13 protein-coding genes and 1 pseudogene are annotated in these 17,427 nt (G+C 65.2%); 7 read left to right on the top strand and 7 right to left on the bottom strand.

Annotated features, from left to right (window positions below; genetic code table 11):
- Nucleotides 1-55: 55 nt before the first annotated feature.
- The 3 genes and pseudogenes from HCZ97_RS04170 to HCZ97_RS04180 all read right to left on the bottom strand — a co-directional run bounded on the left by HCZ97_RS04170 (nt 56) and on the right by HCZ97_RS04180 (nt 3,560).
- Complete coding sequence (locus HCZ97_RS04170) at nt 56-868, bottom strand: ATP-binding cassette domain-containing protein (protein WP_167687421.1); 813 nt, start codon at nt 866-868, stop codon at nt 56-58.
- Nucleotides 865-2,622 (bottom strand): annotated as a pseudogene (locus tag HCZ97_RS04175) (dipeptide/oligopeptide/nickel ABC transporter permease/ATP-binding protein). The gene HCZ97_RS04170 and the pseudogene HCZ97_RS04175 overlap by 4 nt, the downstream one beginning before the upstream one ends.
- Entirely contained in the window at nt 2,619-3,560 is a 942-nt protein-coding gene (locus tag HCZ97_RS04180; protein WP_167687422.1) for an ABC transporter permease, read from the bottom strand. The pseudogene HCZ97_RS04175 and the gene HCZ97_RS04180 overlap by 4 nt, the downstream one beginning before the upstream one ends.
- A 253-nt stretch (nt 3,561-3,813) precedes the next feature.
- Here HCZ97_RS04180 and HCZ97_RS04185 point away from each other — a divergent pair, with 253 nt between their 5' ends.
- The 4 genes from HCZ97_RS04185 to HCZ97_RS04200 all read left to right on the top strand — a co-directional run bounded on the left by HCZ97_RS04185 (nt 3,814) and on the right by HCZ97_RS04200 (nt 8,215).
- Nucleotides 3,814-4,719, top strand: coding sequence for a LysR family transcriptional regulator (locus tag HCZ97_RS04185; protein ID WP_167687423.1), 906 nt, complete (start codon nt 3,814-3,816; stop codon nt 4,717-4,719).
- Between the two features lie 152 nt (nt 4,720-4,871).
- Complete coding sequence (locus tag HCZ97_RS04190) at nt 4,872-6,449, top strand: sulfatase (RefSeq protein WP_368484317.1); 1,578 nt, start codon at nt 4,872-4,874, stop codon at nt 6,447-6,449.
- A 93-nt stretch (nt 6,450-6,542) separates the two neighbouring features.
- The gene (locus HCZ97_RS04195; protein WP_167687425.1) at nt 6,543-7,448 is read left to right on the top strand and encodes a sulfite exporter TauE/SafE family protein; all 906 of its coding nucleotides are present in this window, start codon (nt 6,543-6,545) and stop codon (nt 7,446-7,448) included.
- Between the two features lie 5 nt (nt 7,449-7,453).
- Nucleotides 7,454-8,215: a TIGR02186 family protein gene (locus HCZ97_RS04200; protein WP_167687426.1), complete on the top strand. Its 762-nt coding sequence runs from the start codon at nt 7,454-7,456 to the stop codon at nt 8,213-8,215.
- A gap of 181 nt (nt 8,216-8,396) precedes the next feature.
- Here the strand turns inward: HCZ97_RS04200 and HCZ97_RS04205 are convergent, their stop codons facing one another.
- Genes HCZ97_RS04205 through HCZ97_RS04220 form a run of 4 tightly spaced genes read right to left on the bottom strand, consistent with a single transcriptional unit; the run spans nt 8,397 to nt 12,169 of the window.
- Complete coding sequence (locus HCZ97_RS04205) at nt 8,397-9,134, bottom strand: ABC transporter permease (protein WP_167687427.1); 738 nt, start codon at nt 9,132-9,134, stop codon at nt 8,397-8,399.
- Entirely contained in the window at nt 9,131-10,066 is a 936-nt protein-coding gene (locus tag HCZ97_RS04210; RefSeq protein WP_167687428.1) for an ABC transporter ATP-binding protein, read from the bottom strand. Before HCZ97_RS04210 ends, HCZ97_RS04205 begins: the two co-directional genes overlap by 4 nt.
- A complete protein-coding gene (locus HCZ97_RS04215; protein WP_254871337.1) occupies nt 10,063-11,253 on the bottom strand; it encodes an ABC transporter permease in 1,191 nt (396 codons plus the stop codon). The genes HCZ97_RS04210 and HCZ97_RS04215 overlap by 4 nt, the downstream gene beginning before the upstream one ends.
- 4 nt (nt 11,254-11,257) lie before the next feature.
- A complete protein-coding gene (locus HCZ97_RS04220) occupies nt 11,258-12,169 on the bottom strand; it encodes an ABC transporter substrate-binding protein (protein WP_368484318.1) in 912 nt (303 codons plus the stop codon).
- Nucleotides 12,170-12,863: 694 nt separating this feature from the next.
- On the opposite strand from HCZ97_RS04220, the gene HCZ97_RS04225 reads away from it, so the two are divergent.
- From HCZ97_RS04225 to HCZ97_RS04235, 3 genes are all read left to right on the top strand, one after another.
- Nucleotides 12,864-14,165 carry an integrase arm-type DNA-binding domain-containing protein gene (locus HCZ97_RS04225; RefSeq protein WP_167687430.1) on the top strand — a complete coding sequence of 434 codons (1,302 nt, stop codon included), beginning with the start codon at nt 12,864-12,866 and terminating at the stop codon, nt 14,163-14,165.
- Nucleotides 14,166-14,383: 218 nt separating this feature from the next.
- Nucleotides 14,384-14,683, top strand: a complete 300-nt coding sequence (locus tag HCZ97_RS04230) for an AlpA family transcriptional regulator (RefSeq protein WP_217701724.1) — start codon at nt 14,384-14,386, stop codon at nt 14,681-14,683.
- The gene (locus HCZ97_RS04235; protein ID WP_217701725.1) at nt 14,680-17,367 is read left to right on the top strand and encodes a hypothetical protein; all 2,688 of its coding nucleotides are present in this window, start codon (nt 14,680-14,682) and stop codon (nt 17,365-17,367) included. The genes HCZ97_RS04230 and HCZ97_RS04235 overlap by 4 nt, the downstream gene beginning before the upstream one ends.
- Nucleotides 17,368-17,427: the final 60 nt, after the last annotated feature.

Raw genomic sequence — 17,427 nt, forward strand, 5'->3', positions numbered from 1 at the left:
AGGGAAAGAAAGACGCCACCGGCGCAGGGCGGGTGGCGTCGGATAGGTCAGGTGGTCAGGCGTCGTCGCGCAGGGCGAGGAATTCTTCCCGGCGCTTGGCCTGGCGCACCGGATCAGGGACCGGAGCGGCCAGCAGCAGGCGCTTGGTATAGGGGTGTTCGGGCCGCGCCGTCACCTGGTCGCAATCGCCGAATTCGACGATCTCGCCACTGCGCATCACCGCGACACGGTGCGAGATGTGGCGCACCACGGCCAGGTCATGGCTGACGAAAAGATAGGCGACCCCGGTGCGTTCCTGGATCTCGATAAAGAGATCCAGCACCTTGGCCTGGGTCGACAGGTCCAGCGCCGAAACAGGCTCGTCGCAGACAATCAGCCGGGGAGACAAGGCCAGGGCCCGGGCGATCGCCACCCGCTGTCGTTGCCCGCCCGAGAACTCGCGCGGGTAGCGGTGCGCGGCGTCTGCGGGAAGGTTCACCTGATCCAGAAGCTCCCGCACGCGGGCGCGGGCCTCCTCGCGCGTGGCGATCTTGCGGGCGATCATCGGCTCCGTCAGGATGTCCTCGATGGTCATCGACGGGTTGAGCGAGGTGTAGGGATCCTGGAACACGGCCTGGATCCGGGCCGCGTCGCCGGTGCGGTTCCGGGGTGCGACATTGCCGATCTCCTGGCCCTCGAAGTGGATCTCACCACTGGTCACCGGGCCGATGCCCAGGATCGACCGCCCGATGGTGGTCTTGCCAGAGCCGCTTTCCCCCACCAGGCCCACGGTTTCGCCGGGACGGATATCGAAGCTGACATCCTTCAGCACATGGAACGGGCCGAATTTGACGTTCACATTGCGGACGTCGACAAGTTTCTCGCTCATGCCTTGGCTCCTTTGGCTGCGGGGGCCACGTAGGTGCGGGTCTTGGGGTCTTCCAGGACCGAGCCCAGCAGCATCTGCGTGTAGCTCTGCTGCGGGTTGGCGAAGAGCTGTGTCGCCTCGTTCTCTTCGACGATCTGGCCCTGGTGCATCACGGCGACCCTGTCGCAGATGTCGGCGACCACGCCGAAGTTGTGGGTGACCATGACGATAGTCATGTCGAACTCCTCGCGCAGTTCACGCAGAAGCTCCAGCACCTCGGCCTGCACGGTCACGTCCAGAGCGGTGGTCGGTTCATCCGCGATCAGCAGGGTCGGGCCGGACGCTACGGCGCCCGCGATCAGCACCCGTTGTGCCATGCCGCCCGAGATCTGGTGCGGATAGGCCCGGAAGGTGCGTTCGGGATCTGGCAGGCCGACGCGCGCCAGCATCTTCAGCGCCCGCTCCGTCGCCTCTGCCTTGCTGAGGCCCAGGGTATCCATCAGCGGTTCGATCAGCTGCTGACCGATGCGGAACATCGGGTCGAGGTTACTCATCGGCTCCTGCGGCATTTAGGCCAGCTTGCGGCCGCGGATCTCGCGCATCTGTTTTTCCGTGGCGCGGGTCAGGTCCTGGCCGTCGAAGACGATGGACCCCGACAGCACGCGCCCGCCGGTGGAAAGCAGGTCGAGGATGGCAAAGGCCGTCTGGCTCTTGCCGGAGCCGCTTTCGCCAACAAGGCCCAGCACCTCACCGCGCTTGACCTGAAGGGTCACGCCGCGCACGACCTCACGCCATTTGCCGCCGTCGGGGTAGCCCACGACCAGGTCGCGCACATCCAGCAGCACGTCCGTGGCAGGTACAGGGCTCTTGGCTTCGGCCTTGGCGGGCAGGGCGGGGGCGCGGGTCGAGCCTGTCTGGCGCAGGCTGTCGCGGATCGCGTTAGCCAGCAGCACCATGGCACCCACGGTCAACGAGATCGCAAGGCCCGGCCACAGGATACCCATAGGGGATACATACATGTTCTCGAAAGCGCCCTGCAGAATGCCGCCCCATGTGGGCGTGCCGGGATCGCCAAGGCCGAGGAATTCCAGACCCGCCTGGATCACGATGGCGATGCCGCCGACGATCGACGTCTGGATGACGATGGGTTCTCTTACCGCGAGCAGGATGTGGCGCCGGATGATGCGCAGATCGCCCAGACCCGAGACGCGTGCGGCGTCGATGTAGAGCTCACCCCGCACGGCCTTCACGAGCGTCCGCGTCAGCCGGTAGAAACCGGGAGAGAGCATGACGCCGAAGACGGCCATGGACAGGTAGATCGAGGCGCCCAGGGACTGGTAGAGCGCCAGCAGCACGATCAGCGCGGGAAGGGCCATCAGCCCGTCCGAAATCCAGCTGCTGATCATCTCGAACCGGCGGCCAAAATAGCCGGCGAAAAGGCCCGTGGTCACGCCGATCGTGGCGGCCACGCCGATGGCGACCAGCGCCCCCAGCAGAGTGTTGCGCGCGCCGAAGACGATACGGCTGAAGATGTCCCGGCCCGAGCCGTCGCCGCCCAGAAGGTAGCCGTCGCCCGGTGGGGTGTTGACCTTGAAGATCTGCACGGCCGTCGGATCGTTGGGCGCGATGACCGGCGCGAAGATCGCCGTCAGCACGACGACGGTGATGATCGCCGTGGCCAGCAGGCCCAGCGGATCCTTGAGCACCGAGCGGATCAGGTTGGGGCGCTGCGGCGCGGCGGCGGGCTGGGAAGAAGTCATGCTGCTGTCCGTCATTGCAAGCGCACCTTGGGATTGATCCAGGCGTTCAGGATGTCGATGAGAAGGTTCACGCAGATCACCACCACGATCAGGGTCACGACCACGCCCATCAGGACGGGGATGTCCCCTTGCAGGGCCGCGTCGACGGTCAACTGGCCAAGGCCGGGGATGGCGAAGACACGCTCGATGATTGCGGCGCCGCCCAGCAGGGCGATAAACTGCACCGACAACACCGTCAGCGCCGCGGGCAGGGCGTTGCGCAGGGCGTGTTTGTAAAGGATCGACCGCCAGCGCACGCCGCGTGCGCGCAGGGTACGGACGTAGTCCTGGCGCAGGGCGTCGATCACCGCGCCGCGCACCTGTTGCGAGGCCGAGGCGATGCCGGAGAAGACCAGTGCGGCCACCGGCAGCACCAGCGACATCACCCAGCCCGAGGGCGAAGTTCCGAAGGAAATGTAGCCCGTCGGCGGGAACCAGCCAAGGTTGACGCCGAAGACGACGACCAGGATCAGGCCCAGCCAGAAGTTCGGCATGGCAAAGCCCGCGACAGAGATGACCTGGATCACCCGATCCGCCAGTCCGCGCCGCACGGCCGCGGTCATGCCCAGGATCGAGGAGACCACCATCATGATCAGGATCGCCACGCCGACGATCGACAGGGTGACCGGCAGGCGGCTGGACAGGGCATCAGAAACACGCTGGTTCATGATCCAGCTGTCGCCGAAATCGCCTTGGACCGCGCCACTGACCCAGCGGCCATATTGCACGGGCAGGGGCTGATCGAGGCCCAGCTCGGTTTCGAAGGCGGCGATGTCGGCTGCGGTGGCCTGTTCGCCCAGCACGTTGCGCGCCACGTTGTCGGTGCCGCCGAAGATCAGCGCGAAGGTGCAGGTACAGACCAGCACCAGAAGGACCAGGCCCGAGGCCAGGCGTTTGAGAAGATAATTCAGCATGGCTGGCCCTCTGCCGGACAAACGAGGCAGCGGCAAGCCCTGCTTGCGGGCGCCGTCAGACGCGCCACGGACTGGCGCGCGGTGTGCGGTCGATACACGGTCGGTCTCCTCCCGAAGTTTTCGTCTGCGGGGGCGAAGGCTTCCAGTTGCCCGAAGTCATGGCTGGCCCGCAATTCGGGGTCAGGTAGCAGTTGCAGGCATGAGCCGATAATGAAAATATCCCTCCGAATGATACGCGAGGGTTATACCTAAGATGCTCGACCAGATTACGCACCTCTTCCGCCTGCAGGCGATCTTCGAAGAGGGGAGCCTGCGCAAGGCTGCCGAGCGTCTGAACCTGACCCAGCCGGCGCTGTCCCGTTCACTGGCCCAGTTGGAGCAGTATTTCGGCCGCCCGCTTCTGGAACGCCACGCCCGCGGTGTCACGCCCACGCCCTTCGGTGAACGGGTCCTGTCGGAATCCCTTCGGATGCAACGGCAATGGGCGATCTCCGAGGCTGCGCTGCGGTCAGGCGAGGTGGAGGGGACCCGGGTCATGCGCATTGGTGCCGGGCCGGTCTGGCGAGCCGTCATGGTGCCCGAACTGCTCCTGCATTTGCAGAAGGCCTTCCCCAAGATGGATTTCGTGGTGAAGAACACCCGGTATTCGCAGGCCGTCACGGATCTGCGTGAGGGTCGCCTCGACGTTCTCTTCACCGGGGCGCCGCTGGAAGAAGGCGCGGCACAGCGTCTACGGGCGCATGCCTTTGCAGAAATCGCGGATCACGTGGTGGCCCGGGAATGCCACCCGATCTTCGAAACCCGCGGCCCGGATGGTCTGGTGCCGCTGGAGCGGCTACTTGATTACCCTTGGGTGATCTACGATGAGATCCCGGCCTACGCGGCCACGGCCGGCAACGCCCTGTTCGAACAGATCGGACGCGACCCCCGGATCAGCGTGCGCTGCGAAAGCCTGCTGTCGACAATGACGGTCCTGCAACGGGGAGACTTCCTGTCCATACTGCCCGATGCTGCGGCGCGTGCCGTGCAATCGCCGGCCCTGCGGGAAGTGCCGGTGTCCTTGCGCCCGCGTCGAACCACCGCCCAGATCATCTACCGCGACGAACTGGAAGACTGGCCACCGCTTCAGGCCCTGTTGGACAGCGCGGCCTCCATCTGATCAGGTCGATCCGGGCGATAGCGCGGACGTATCACTGGGCTGGATTATTGCATTATCGCTGCATCCCTCTGATCGCTAGCTTGCCTCCTGACCCGATCCGGATGCCATGGGCGTCCGGTCCAAGGCGGCCTGCCGCGAGAAGGAGGATACCCGTGCGCCCCAATATCATCTTCATCATGTCCGACGATCATGCCTCCAGGGCGATCTCGGCCTATGGCGCCGGCCTAAACCACACGCCCAACCTTGATCGGCTGGCGCAGGAGGGGATGCGGCACGATGCGACCTATGTGACCAATTCGATATGCACGCCGTCGCGCGCGGCGATCCTGACGGGCACACACAACCATACGAACTGCGTTACGACGTTGGTCACCCACCTGGACAACCGGATGCCAAACCTGGCGAAATCGCTGCGCTCCAGCGGCTACGCAACGGGCATCTACGGCAAGTGGCACCTGGGCGAAGGGCCAGCACACCAGCCGACCGGCTTCGATGAATGGGCTGTGGTGCCGGGGCAGGGGGATTATTGGGACCCCGCCTTCATCTTCCCCGACGGGCGCCGCAACATCGCCGGCTATGCCACAGACATCATCACCGACATGTCGGTCGATTTCATCCGGCGTCATGGCAGCACGGACGGCGACAAGCCCTTCTTCCTGATGTGCCACCACAAGGCGCCGCACCGCAGTTTTGAGCCGCACCCGCGTCATGCCCACCTGTGGGAAGACGAAGACATCCCCCTTCCCGAGACATTCAACGACGACTACGCCAACCGTGCCAAGGCGGCCGAGGCTGCCAAGATGCGCGTTCGCTCGGACATGACCTGGGAAGACCTGGCGCTGGTCCAGCCCGTCGGCCCGGCAGAGGTCGCAGGAGAGCTGGTCGTTGATTTCCTCAAGTCCCGGAAGGTGCCGGACCTGATGCCGGGGAAGGAGATTACAGTGATCTGCGCCGAGACCGGTACGAAACACCATTTCGACGACCCGCAGGCCTTCGCCGAGTTCAAGTACCAGCGCTTCATGAAACGCTACCTGCGCACCGTGCAATCCATCGACGATGGCGTGGGCCGCATCCTGGACACGCTGGACGAAACCGGCCTCGCGGAGAACACCATCGTGGTCTACACCTCTGATCAGGGTTTCTTCCTGGGCGAGCACGGCTGGTTCGACAAGCGCTACATGTACGAGGAAAGCCTGCAGATGCCCTTCCTCGTGCGCTACCCGGCGGCGATCCCTGCCGGCAGCACCTCTTCCGACATTTGCTGCAACGTGGATTTTGCGCCGACGTTCCTCGACTATGCTGGCGTGACCATCCCGTCCTACATGCAGGGTTCTTCGATGCGTCCGGTCCTGGAAGGGCGCACGCCAGAGGACTGGGACCAGCTGGCCTACCACCGCTACTGGATGCACAACGATGCCTTCCACGGCGCCTGGGCGCATTACGGCGTGCGCGATCCGCGTTGGAAGCTGATCTACTGGTACAACGACGACCTTGGCCAGATCGGTGCCCGCCCCAACGGGGCCGCGCCCGAGTGGGAGCTGTTCGATTGCGAGAATGACCCGCATGAGCTGACCAACCTCGCGGGTGACCCAGCCTACCGAGCGGAATTCGAGCGCATGCTGGGCCTTCTGGATCGGCGCATGGCCGAAATCGGCGACATCCCGGAACACGACAGCGCCGCCGTGCTTGCCAGCCTGGCCGGTCCCGAGGCCGCTCATCAGCAAGCCTGACCGCCTAGCGCCCGCTTCGTCCCTGCGAGGTGGCCGCGCCCTTGGCGCGGCGCCTCTGCTTTGCTTTTGTCACCACGCCGCCTGGATCTGCCCATGATCTATCTTCCAGTCGCCGAGGTGTCGGCCAATGCCTGGCTTCTGATCGGCTTGGGCGCGCTCGTCGGCTTCATGTCCGGCATGTTCGGGGTCGGCGGAGGCTTCCTGCTGACACCGCTGCTGTTCTTCGTCGGCATTCCACCGGCGGTGGCCGTGGCAACGCAATCCAACCAGATCGTCGCCTCGTCCTTTTCGGGCGCGCTGGCCCATTTCAAGCGTCGCACCCTGGACCTGAAGATGGGCGCCGTGCTGACTGTGGGCGGGCTGGCGGGATCCTTGCTCGGAGTTCAGGTTTTCGCATGGCTCAGCAGCCTCGGGCAGATCGACCTGGCGGTGCAGCTTTTCTACGTCGTCTTCCTGGGCGGTATCGGCGCAATGATGTTCGTGGAAAGCGCTCGCTCGCTGATGCGCCGGGCACCGGCGTCGCCGCGTCGCAGACGCAGTCTGGCGCAGCGGATGCCCTTGCGGATGCGCTTCCGTACCTCGGGGCTTTATATCTCGGTGCTGCCCCCCTTGGCGGTCGGCATGCTCTGCGGGGTGCTGGCGGCGATCATGGGGGTCGGCGGTGGTTTCCTGATGCTGCCCGCGATGATCTACCTGCTCCAGATGCCGACCAAGGTGGTCATCGGCACCTCGCTGTTGCAGATCACCGTGGTCGCCGGTTTCACCACCATCCTGCAGGCCCGCACCAACGGCAGCGTCGACATCGTTCTTGCGTTGCTGCTGCTGCTTGGCGGCGTACTGGGCGCGCAACTTGGCGCGGTCGTCGGGGCGAAGCTGCGGGGAGAGCAGTTGCGGATCCTATTGTCGATCATCGTGCTGGTCGTCGCCGCCAAGGTGGCACTTGATCTGGTAACGCCGCCCGGCGATCCCTTCAGCCTGGAAATCGACCTTACAAGATGAGAGTCTTGGCACTTCTCCTTCTCGCGTTCAGCACTTTGGCGGGACCGGCCAGCGCGGAGCGCACGGTGATGGCTCTCAGCCAGGAAGAGGTTGGGATCTCGGCGACCTTCGATGGCACCGACATCCTCGTCTATGGCGGCATCACGCTTGAAACAGGAGAGACGCGGCCTGCCGGTCCGCTCGGTGTGATCGTGACGGTCGACGGTCCGCCCGCGATTGCCACGGTACGCCGCAAGACCTCGGTCGGGGGCATCTGGATCAACTCGGACGCCGGGCGGTACGTGCCGGTGCCCAGTTTCTACTCCGTCGCTTCAACCGCACCTCTGGACAGGTTGGTGACCCCAGAAGAGGATCGCCTTTACGCGATTGGAATTGCCGCGCGGGTCCGATCTGTCACCGTGAGACGCCCGACCGGGGAGGCTGAACAGTTTGACGAGGCCTTGCAGCGGATCGGGCTGCGGGACGGTCGCTTCCGGCTGCGCCCGGACGGGGTCGAACTGCGGTCTGGCACACTCTTCCAGGCCAGCTTCAGCCTGCCCGCGACGATTTCCAACGGAGACTACGTGGTACGGGTCTTCCTGACGCGGGACGGGCAGGTCATCGACGCTTCGCGCCGGGTCTTCGCGGTAAAGAAGGCCCCGGTGGAGCGCTTCGTCTTTCAGCTGGCGAAGGAGAACGGCACGCTTTACGGCGTGCTCTGCGTTGTGCTGGCCGTGGCAGCGGGTTGGCTGGCTTCTGTGGTCGTTGGGCTGATCCGTAAGCGGTAGGCGAAGGGCAGACCTCTAGGAAAGTCCAGTAGCGCAGAGCGCCGTGGCCTTCCGGGAGTGTTTCGGGCTTAGGCAGCCAAGTGCTCCAAATCCCCGTCAGAAAGCCCTCGTCGGAGGCGAACGATCTTCTTGCTCTTGATGTTGAACACCAACAGTCCCTCAGGCCTTGGAAAACTCTGCGTCATCCCGCGCCGGTTCGCTTGGCAAGGAATGCCTCCAGCTGAATGAGGGCGTCGTAGATCAGCACCGCGAACAGGCCAACGATCAGGCCGCCTTGCAACACGAAGGCGGTGTTGTTGGTCAGAAGCCCCGCGATAATCACCTCGCCGAGTGTCCGCGCCGCGACAGTGGAGCCGATGGTCGCGGTGCCAAGGGCGATCACCACCGACAGCCGGATGCCCGTAAGCATCACCGGAAACGCCAGCGGCAGTTCCACCTTTAGAAGCCGCCGCCAGCGGTTCAGCCCTATTCCGCGGGCTGCATCCATCGTTGTCGGTGGCAAAGTGGTCAGGGCGGTGACGGAATTCTCGAAGATCGGCAACAGGCCGTAGAGGAACAGGGCCACCAGCGTCGGCCCGGCACCGAAACCAAGTGTAGGTACGGCAAGGGCCAGCACGGCTACGGGCGGAAACGTCTGCCCCATATTGGCGATGGTGCGCGAAAGCGGGCGGAAGGCTTCGCCTGCCGGGCGCGTGACGAAGATGGCGAGCGCCACGGCCACGATTGTCGCCGCGAGGGTTGCAGCGGCGACGAGGCCGAGGTGGCTGAGCGAAAGGGACAGCAGCGAGCTTCGGGCATAGATCACCGGCGCACCCTGTGGCGCCAGCGGTGCGAAGATCGGCGTGAACCATTCGGGCCGCAGCACAAGCGCCAGCAGCAACAGCACCAGGAGGGGGCGCAGGACCCGTCCGATCTTCACGAGCCCAGTTCCGCGCGATTGCGGATCGCGTCGAAGGTGACGCGGCCGACGAGGACGCCCTCGCGCGTGACGGGCACGGCGGAGCGCCCGGTCGAGAGGCAGGCGGCCAGCGCCTCACGCAGGCTGGCATCCGCTGGCATGGCCTCGCCTTCGGCCGGGCCGCTCTCAATGAGCTCTGACAAGGGGACAAGCGACAGAAGGCGCAGCGGGCGTTCGACATCGCCCACCATGTCGCGGACGAAATTCGTGGCCGGCTTGGCGATGATCTCGGCCGGCGTGGCGTACTGCACCAGCCGACCACCGTCCATCACCGCGACCTTGTCACCAAGATGGATCGCCTCTTCCATGTCGTGGGTGACGAGCATGATGGTCGATCCCAGCCGCCGCTGAATGCGGCGCAGATCGTCCTGCGCGCGGGCCCGGATGATCGGATCAAGCGCGCCGAAGGGTTCGTCCATCAGCAGAAGTTCGGGACGCGAGGCCAGCGCCCGCGCCACGCCCACGCGTTGCTGCTGGCCACCGGAAAGCTCTGCCGGGTAGCGATCGCGGAAGGCGGCGGGCTCCATTGAAAAGAGGGTCAGCAGTTCGTCGACGCGCGCACGGATCTTGTCTTTCTTCCAGCCCAAAAGCAGCGGCACGGCCGCGATGTTGCGCGCCACGGTATGGTGCGGGAACAGCCCGTGCCCCTGGATGGCATAGCCGATCCGCCGTCGCAGCAGGTGAGGCTTCTCGGCATGTGTCGGCTTACCGTTGATCCGCACCTCGCCGGACGTGGGTTCTTCAAGCCGGTTGATCATGCGCAAAAGCGTCGTCTTTCCCGATCCCGAGGTACCGACGATGACGGTGATCGTGCCCGTTTCGGCCGTCATGGTCACGCCATCGACGGCATCCGTGTCGCCGTAGGTCTTGGTCAGGGTATCAATCTCGATCATGGGGTGTCCTTCGGGATCGGTCGGGCCAGTTCGACGAGGATGTCCATGACAATGGCCGAGGTCAGCGCCAGCGCGACCGTCGGCAGCGCGCCCAGCAGGATCAGGTCGGTGGCTGTCTGGTTGAGCCCCTGGAAGACGAATGTACCCAGGCCGCCGCCACCGATCAGGCCTGCAATCACCGCAAGGCCGATGTTCTGCACCAGGACGATGCGCAGACCGGTGAGAATGACGGGAAGGCCAAGAGGCAACTCGATCTTCAGAAGGCGCTGCGTCGGCGTCATGCCCATCCCGCGCGCGGCGTCGCGGGCGGCGGCCGGAGCCGAGGCCAGGCCAGCGACCGTGTTCCCGACGACCGGCAGAAGCGAATAGAGGACCAGCGCCAGGAAGGCGGGGGCGAAGCCGATCCCGGCGATGCCGATCGCCTGCGCCCCGGGCAGGCTGTCGCCGACCCAGCCGAGGATGGGGATCATCAGGCCGAACATGGCGAGCGACGGAATGGTCTGCAGCAGGCTGAGCACCGGCAGCACGCTGCCGCGCAGCCGCGCGCGGCGGTGACACAGGATGCCGATGGGGAAGCCGATGACGGCGGCCGTGGCGAGCGAGCCGAAAGCCAAAGCCAGATGGCGCAGCATCGCGTCGGCGAATTGCGCGCGGCGGCTGGCGTATTCCTGGAAGATCGACAGCGGCGCAAGCGCGCCCGACCAGAGGATCAGCGCCAAAGAGCACAGCACCGCGGCCAGCAGTCCGGCGCGGGCCAGCGGCCCCGGTGCCAGTTGTGTCAGCGCGTCAGCCATCATCAGCGTCAGGATCAAAAGGAGGCACCAGAAGCCCATGGCGGGGGAGACGCGGGCATAGGTGCTGTCGGCACTGTCCAGCAACGCCGGGCCGCCCTGCATCAACAGCCACAGAATGCCTGCCAGGCCAAGAAGCGCGCCACTGAGCCGCAGGTAGTGCCGCCCGGCCGGGATGCCGAGCACGAGGCCCAGTGCGACCGCAGCAACGCCAGGCAGGGTCTCGGCAGGGCTAGCGATGCGCCAGGCCATCACGCTTTCGCCCGCCACGATGCGGTTCGCGGCGATGGTCATGAACGGGATCAGCAACGCGGCCATCCCGAGGACAGCAAAGAAGACGCCTGGCGGGTAGAACCCCCGCCAGGCCTTCGATGTGGATTGTCCTGCGGCGATCAAGCGATCAATCCAGCACGCCACTTTGCGTCAGGTAATCGCGCGCCACGGCCTCGGCCGGCTCACCGCCGACCTGGATGCGGCCGTTGAGCTCCTGCAAGGTCTTCATGTCGAGGGCGCCGAAGATCGGGTTCAGCACCTCCGGGATTCCCGGATATTCTTCCAGCACCTCGGCGCGGACGATGGGTGTCGGCTCGTAGACTGGCTGCACGCCCTTGTCGTCCTCCATGACGACAAGGCCCGTCGCTCCGATGCCGCCATCGGTGCCGTAAACCATCGCGGCGTTGACGCCCGACGTGCCGCGCGCGGCGGCCTGGATCGTCGCCGCCGTGTCACCGCCCGACAGGATCACGGTCTGGTCTTCCGACAGATCGAAGCCGTAGGTTTCCTGCATGGCGGGCAGAACAGCCGGGGAGGAGACGAACTCGGTCGAGGCGGCCAGCTTCACATCGCCGCCGTTCGAAATCCAGGCGCCGAAATCGGACATGGTGGACAGGTCGTTCTCTTCCGCCAGCGGGCCCGTGACGGCGATCGCCCACGTGTTGTTGGCCGGCGCGCTGTCCAGCCAGGTGACGTCGTTGGCTTCGGCGTCAAGCTCCGCGGCGCGGTCGTGCGCTTCCTGCGGGTTCTTCCAGACATCGCTGTCGGCTTCATTGAAGAAGAAGGCCGCGTTGCCGGTGTATTCCGGGTAGATGTCGATTTGCCCGGCCAGAAGAGCTTCGCGGACAACCTGCGTGCCGCCCAGCTGGAGCCGCCGCTCGACGGGCATTCCGGCATCTTCCAGCGCGAGGGCTATGATGTTTCCAAGGAGGCCACCCTCTGTGTCGATCTTGGAAGAGACGGTGATATCGGTCTGAGCCTGAGCGGTGGCAGCAAAGGCTGCGAACAGTCCTGCGGCGGGGATGAGGAGTTTCTTCACGGATAAGTTCCTTCCGGTGGGATAAGGGCATGATGCCATTCGGCGGGAGTTCTTAAGGGATGATAGCTTACGTAAGCCGCCTGCCAACCTCTTAGGCATCAGTTCAATGGCTTGGACTGCTCTTCAGGGTGTTCCGGCAGTGTGGGAAACAGAATGCGTAAGGCCAAGAGCTTCAGTGGGCGGTTCAATCGAGAGCGATAGGGGGATCGAGAGCGATAGGGGGAGGCTCTGGGCGCCCAATGATCTCGGTGCATGCGCCGTCGAGGGCTTTCGCTGCACGGGCCCGCGCATGCTCAAGGCTTGAAGCTAAAGGACACATCGACGCGAGCTTCAGGCGTGCCGCGCTGTAGGAGACAAGGAGTGGTCAACAAGATCCGGCCTCCAAGACTGGAGACGAGCGGCCCGCATTTCAGAAAAGTGTGTTACAGTGCCGTGTGACAATGCACTTGCTAAATTCAGCAAATACCATGGTTCGCATTGATATAATTGGTGAAATGGCTCCGGCGGTAGGGATCGAACCTACGACCAATTGATTAACAGTTCTTAGGGCTAGACGACTGTTGGGCGGCTTAGGTAGTCTATATGCAAGCAAAACAAGAACTTGAGACGTTCACCCACTAGCATAGACGGGCGCGAAAAGATACTCGGTGGCGCGCCGAGCCTTACGTCAGCCTTACGTCAGACCGGAGAGCCCATGTCAATTTACCCCTCCAAGGTGCGCCTGACCGACCTCATGGCCGCCCGTTTCCCCTTCCTGCCGTCTGGGCAGAAGTTCATCGCAGACACCGACCAGCCGGGCCTCTACCTGAAGGTTGGCAAGACGGCCAAGAGCTGGGTTGTCCAGACTGAGGTGCGGGTTCTGGACGAAAAGCTCAAGAAGAAGCGCAAGACGGTGCGCCGCGCCTTCGGGGGCTTTCCCGAAATCGGCGTGAAGGAGGCCCGGGGGCTGGCGAAGGGCGAGCTGGCAGCGATCCTTGAAGGCGAGGGGCTGACCAAGCCGGATGCGGGCGTGACCCTCGGCAGGGCATGGGACCTCTACCGCGCGCACCTTGAGAAGACCGGCAAGAGCCCGGCGACGGTCTACAGCTACCGCAACGCGATCGAGGCTGAGCACCTTCTGGGCATCTGGCAAGATACCCCTTTGGGCGAGCTTGCCACGGCAGAGGGTGCGGCCCGGGTCGCGGCGCGGCATGACGCAATCAGCCGCCGAGAGACTGACCCGAAACATGGAGGCACCTACGCGGCAAACGGGGCGATGCGGACCCTGCGTGTGATCTACAACTGGGCACTGGAACGGGGATATGTGAAGCCAGACCCGGACGGCTGGACCCCGACGCGGCAGGTCACGTTCAACCGTGAGGAAGCCCGCGAGAGCGCGATGAGCCGCCGGGATTTGCCGGACTGGTGGAAGGCCTACCTCGGGCTGGACAACCGTGTGCGCGCCGAGTTCCAGCTTTTCCTGCTGCTCTCCGGCAGCCGGGCGGGTGCCATCGCGACGGCTCGCTGGGAACACGTCGATGTAGCGGGCCGGAAACTCCACATCCCGACGCCCAAGGGCGGCAAGGCGAAGGCATACGACATTCCGCTGACCCGGCCTATGATGGCCTGCCTCGCCCGTGCGCGCCGCGCTGCCCGCATCTTCCAGCCCATCCACGCCCGTGAGTGGATCTTCCCCGGCGACCCGTCAAAGGTGAAGCGCGGTGGCGGGGCCTTCGCCGGGCACATGTCGCTCTATGCCACGACCGAGAAGAAGTTGCCTTGCAGCGGGCACGGCCTGCGGCACACCTACCGCAACGCATGTATCTGGGCTGGGGTGGAGGAGGCGCTTTCCAAGAAGCTGATGAACCACAGCCAGCGGGGCGATATTCACTCTGGCACCTATGGCAGCCGAGAGGGCGTCTGGCCGGACCTCCTTGATGCCCAGGAACGGATCAGCGCGACCGTGATGGAGTTGCTTCGGCAACAAGAAACTGCAACTAGACGCAAAGCCGCTTAGACGGCTATAACCTACCTATCAAACGCCGACGCTCACACAGATGAAGGCGCTGTGTGCGTGTCGAGGATGAAGGGCAACTCAGCCCCTACAGCGTGACCCCCGTGGTTTGGCCGCCTAAGGCAGAGGGGAGCGTTGATTGGGGTAGAAGCGGCGCCAAGCCTTTCTCCAAACGGCGACAACCCCGAAGCGGGGCTGTCGCATCTTGTCTGCGCAGCTCCGTGCCGCTGGAGAAGTCGCAGATGGAAAACCCTTCTGAATTCGCTAAGCTGATTGCGCGCGAGGTGGCCGCCGAATTGGCGGACGGCTACGCAACCGGGCGCTATGCACCGCCCTCTGAATACCTCAACACATCGCAGGCCGCCGCCTTCCTCGGGCTCACCGAGGCGGGAATGGAGACCATGCGCAAGGAGGGGCGTGGCCCGAGCTTCGTGCGCGCATCGCAGAAGCTCGTGCGCTACCGGGTTCAAGACCTCCGCCACTGGATGGAGCAGCACCTCATCGAGCATGGGGGGCAGTGATGAAAGATCAGAAAATGGAAACCCCCGGTGCAGGGCAGCACACCGGGGGCAAAGGTCAGGACAGGTCCGTCAACCACACCATCAACGGGGATAGTATAGCCCCGAATGTACCCGGAGCCGACCCCGAAGGTTTGTTGCCTAACCGGGACAAGGTGCTTGAGGCTCTGCGCTTCCTGCACCGTGGCGAAGCAGTCATGCTCAACGCGAAGACGGCGCAGGGAATGTCAGGCCGCCTCCATGCCGACCTTGCCGAGGCTGCTGACTGGGCCGTTGAACGGAATGGTGCCGGCGGGCTGAATGTCTATGTGAGCGCGGCCCGCATCCGCGACGGCTTCTCTGGCCGGAAGGCAGGGGACGCGGATGTGGTGGGCTCGCGGTGGCTCTGGGCTGACCTTGACCCGGACAAGAAGGACCCGAGGCCCATTGAGGTGAAGCGGGCGGAGCTGCTGGACAGGCTGACGGTGAAGCGCCCGGCGGGGGTGCCCGCGCCCACGGCAGTCATCGACAGCGGGGGCGGGTTCTGGGGCCTGTGGCTTCTGGACGAGGAGCTGCCGCCGGATGCCATCCGCGCACGCCTGCACTGGCTGGCGAAGAAACTGGGCGGAGACCATACCACCGACCCGTCGCGGATCATGCGCCTGCCCGGAACGGTCAACTGGCCCGACGATGCCAAGCGAGCCGCCGGTCAAGTTCCGGCTCTGGCTGCGTTCAAGTCGAGGTCTGGTGCCGCGCACCCGGCCAGCGCCTTCGGAACGGTAGAGGAAGGCGACATGCCCCCTTGGGATGCCGAGATGCCTGATGTGGACTGGGACCGCCTTCCGCGCTTCGACAGCCCGGCGGACATTCCGGGCGTGTCCGACAACATCCGCGCCCTGATCGCGCGGGGCGAGGACCCCGACGAACCCGGCAAGCACCCCTCCCGGTCTGAGGTCCTCTTTGCAGCCCTCTGTGCGATGGTCCGTGCTGGCCTGTCCGACGATGTGATTGCCGGGGTGGCAACGGACCCGTCCTTTGAGGTCTGTGCCCACCTCTATGACCCGAAGGGGCGGCAGCTTTCGCCCGACCAGAGACGGCTCACGGCGAAGGTCAAGAAGGACGTTCTGCGTCAGATCGCCAACGCCCGGGCGAAGGTCGGGGCGGGCGACGCAGGGCTGGTTCGGCCTGACGTGCTGGTGGACTACAACCGGCTGCACGAGATGCTCGACAATGCGGAGGCCGCGCTCCTTGCCTCTGGCCTGCCGCTCTACCAGAGCGCGGGCGGTGTTGTGACCCCCGTGCGCCACAACGGCGGAGCCCTGCGCCTCCGTGCGGTCGAGGCGACGGCCATGCGCGAGTACATGACGCGGGCGGCCAATTTCTATGAACCCAGAAAGGGGCCGGACGGCGAGCCCCGCAAGAAGCCCGCCGCGCCGAACGCTGGCTTCACGCAGGCCTATGTCGCGCGGGCCGGGCTCGGCACCTGCCGCCTGCCTGTCTGTCGTGGGCTTGTTGGTCACCCGACCATCCGCGCGGACGGTTCGCTGCTCTGGGATGAAGGCTGGGACCCGGCCACCGGCTTGATCGTGGACCACGGCGGGGTGTCGTTCCCGGCGGTGCCGGACGCGCCGACGCGTGAACAGGCCGCGCAGGCGCTCGAAACCTTGAAGGAAGTCATCAAGGGCTTCCCGTTCGTTGACGCGCCGTCCCGGTCTGTTGCCCTCGCGGCGATGCTGACAGCTGTCTGCCGCCGATCCCTGGACTTCGCGCCGGTCCATGCCTTCAATGCGCCGTCGCCCGAAACCGGCAAGAGCTTGCTCAGTGACATCCCGTCCATGATGGCAACCGGCGAACCAGCCGCGAAGCACACGCAGGACCGGAACCCAGAGGAGGACAAGAAGACCCTCCTTGGGGTCCTTCAGCAGGGCGACCCGGTTCTGGTGATGGACAACGTCGAACGCGCGGTGGAGGGCTCCACTTGGTGCCTGATCCTGACTTCGCCGGAATGGGAGGCGCGCTGGCTTGGCGCGAACGAACAGCGCCGCGTCCTGACGAACGTGCTGTTCATCTTCAACGGCAACAACATCGAGTTCCGGGGCGACATGGCGACCCGCGCTGTGATGGCGACCATCGACGCCGGGGTGGAGGAACCCGCCGCGCGGACCTTCGACGTGGACCTGCGCAAGGACGTGCCGCGCCGCCGGGGCGAATTGGTTTCGGCGGCCCTGACGGTCCTGCGTGGCCATGCCGCCGCAGGGATGCCGGGGGCGAGGTCGGACACCCGCTTCTTAGGGTGGTCGCGCCTTGTGCGCGGCGCGCTCCTCTGGCTGGGCGAGGCTGACCCTTGGGAGACCCGCCACGCCGTTCGCGGCGGTGACTCCGCGCGTGACGAGGCGGTGCGCCTGATGGATGCCCTTGAAGCCAACTTCGGGCGTGAGCCGTTCTCCGCGCGTGACGTGTGCAGAGAGGGCGGGCGCTGGTCCGACGAGGCGACCGACATTCAAGCCGCCCTCGGGGCCGCGTTGGAGGAGCGGCAGCCGTCTGTCATGGATGCGCGGGGTGCGCCTAGTTCGCTGAAGGTCGGCAAGGCCCTCGTGAAGATGTGCGGGCGGATCGTCCGGGGGCGGACCATCGCGGCGGTCGGCCGCGACCGGCTGCGTGGGAACCTGTTCATGGTAACGAATGGGGGGCCTGAGGCCGGGCGCTGAACGTGTAGCTCGGGCGTGCGAGCAAAGCGCGAGATGATCGGAGAAGATAGCGAGATGATT

Origin of the sequence: Pseudooceanicola sp. HF7, assembly GCF_011806405.1 — a bacterium.
Lineage (GTDB): Bacteria > Pseudomonadota > Alphaproteobacteria > Rhodobacterales > Rhodobacteraceae > Pseudooceanicola.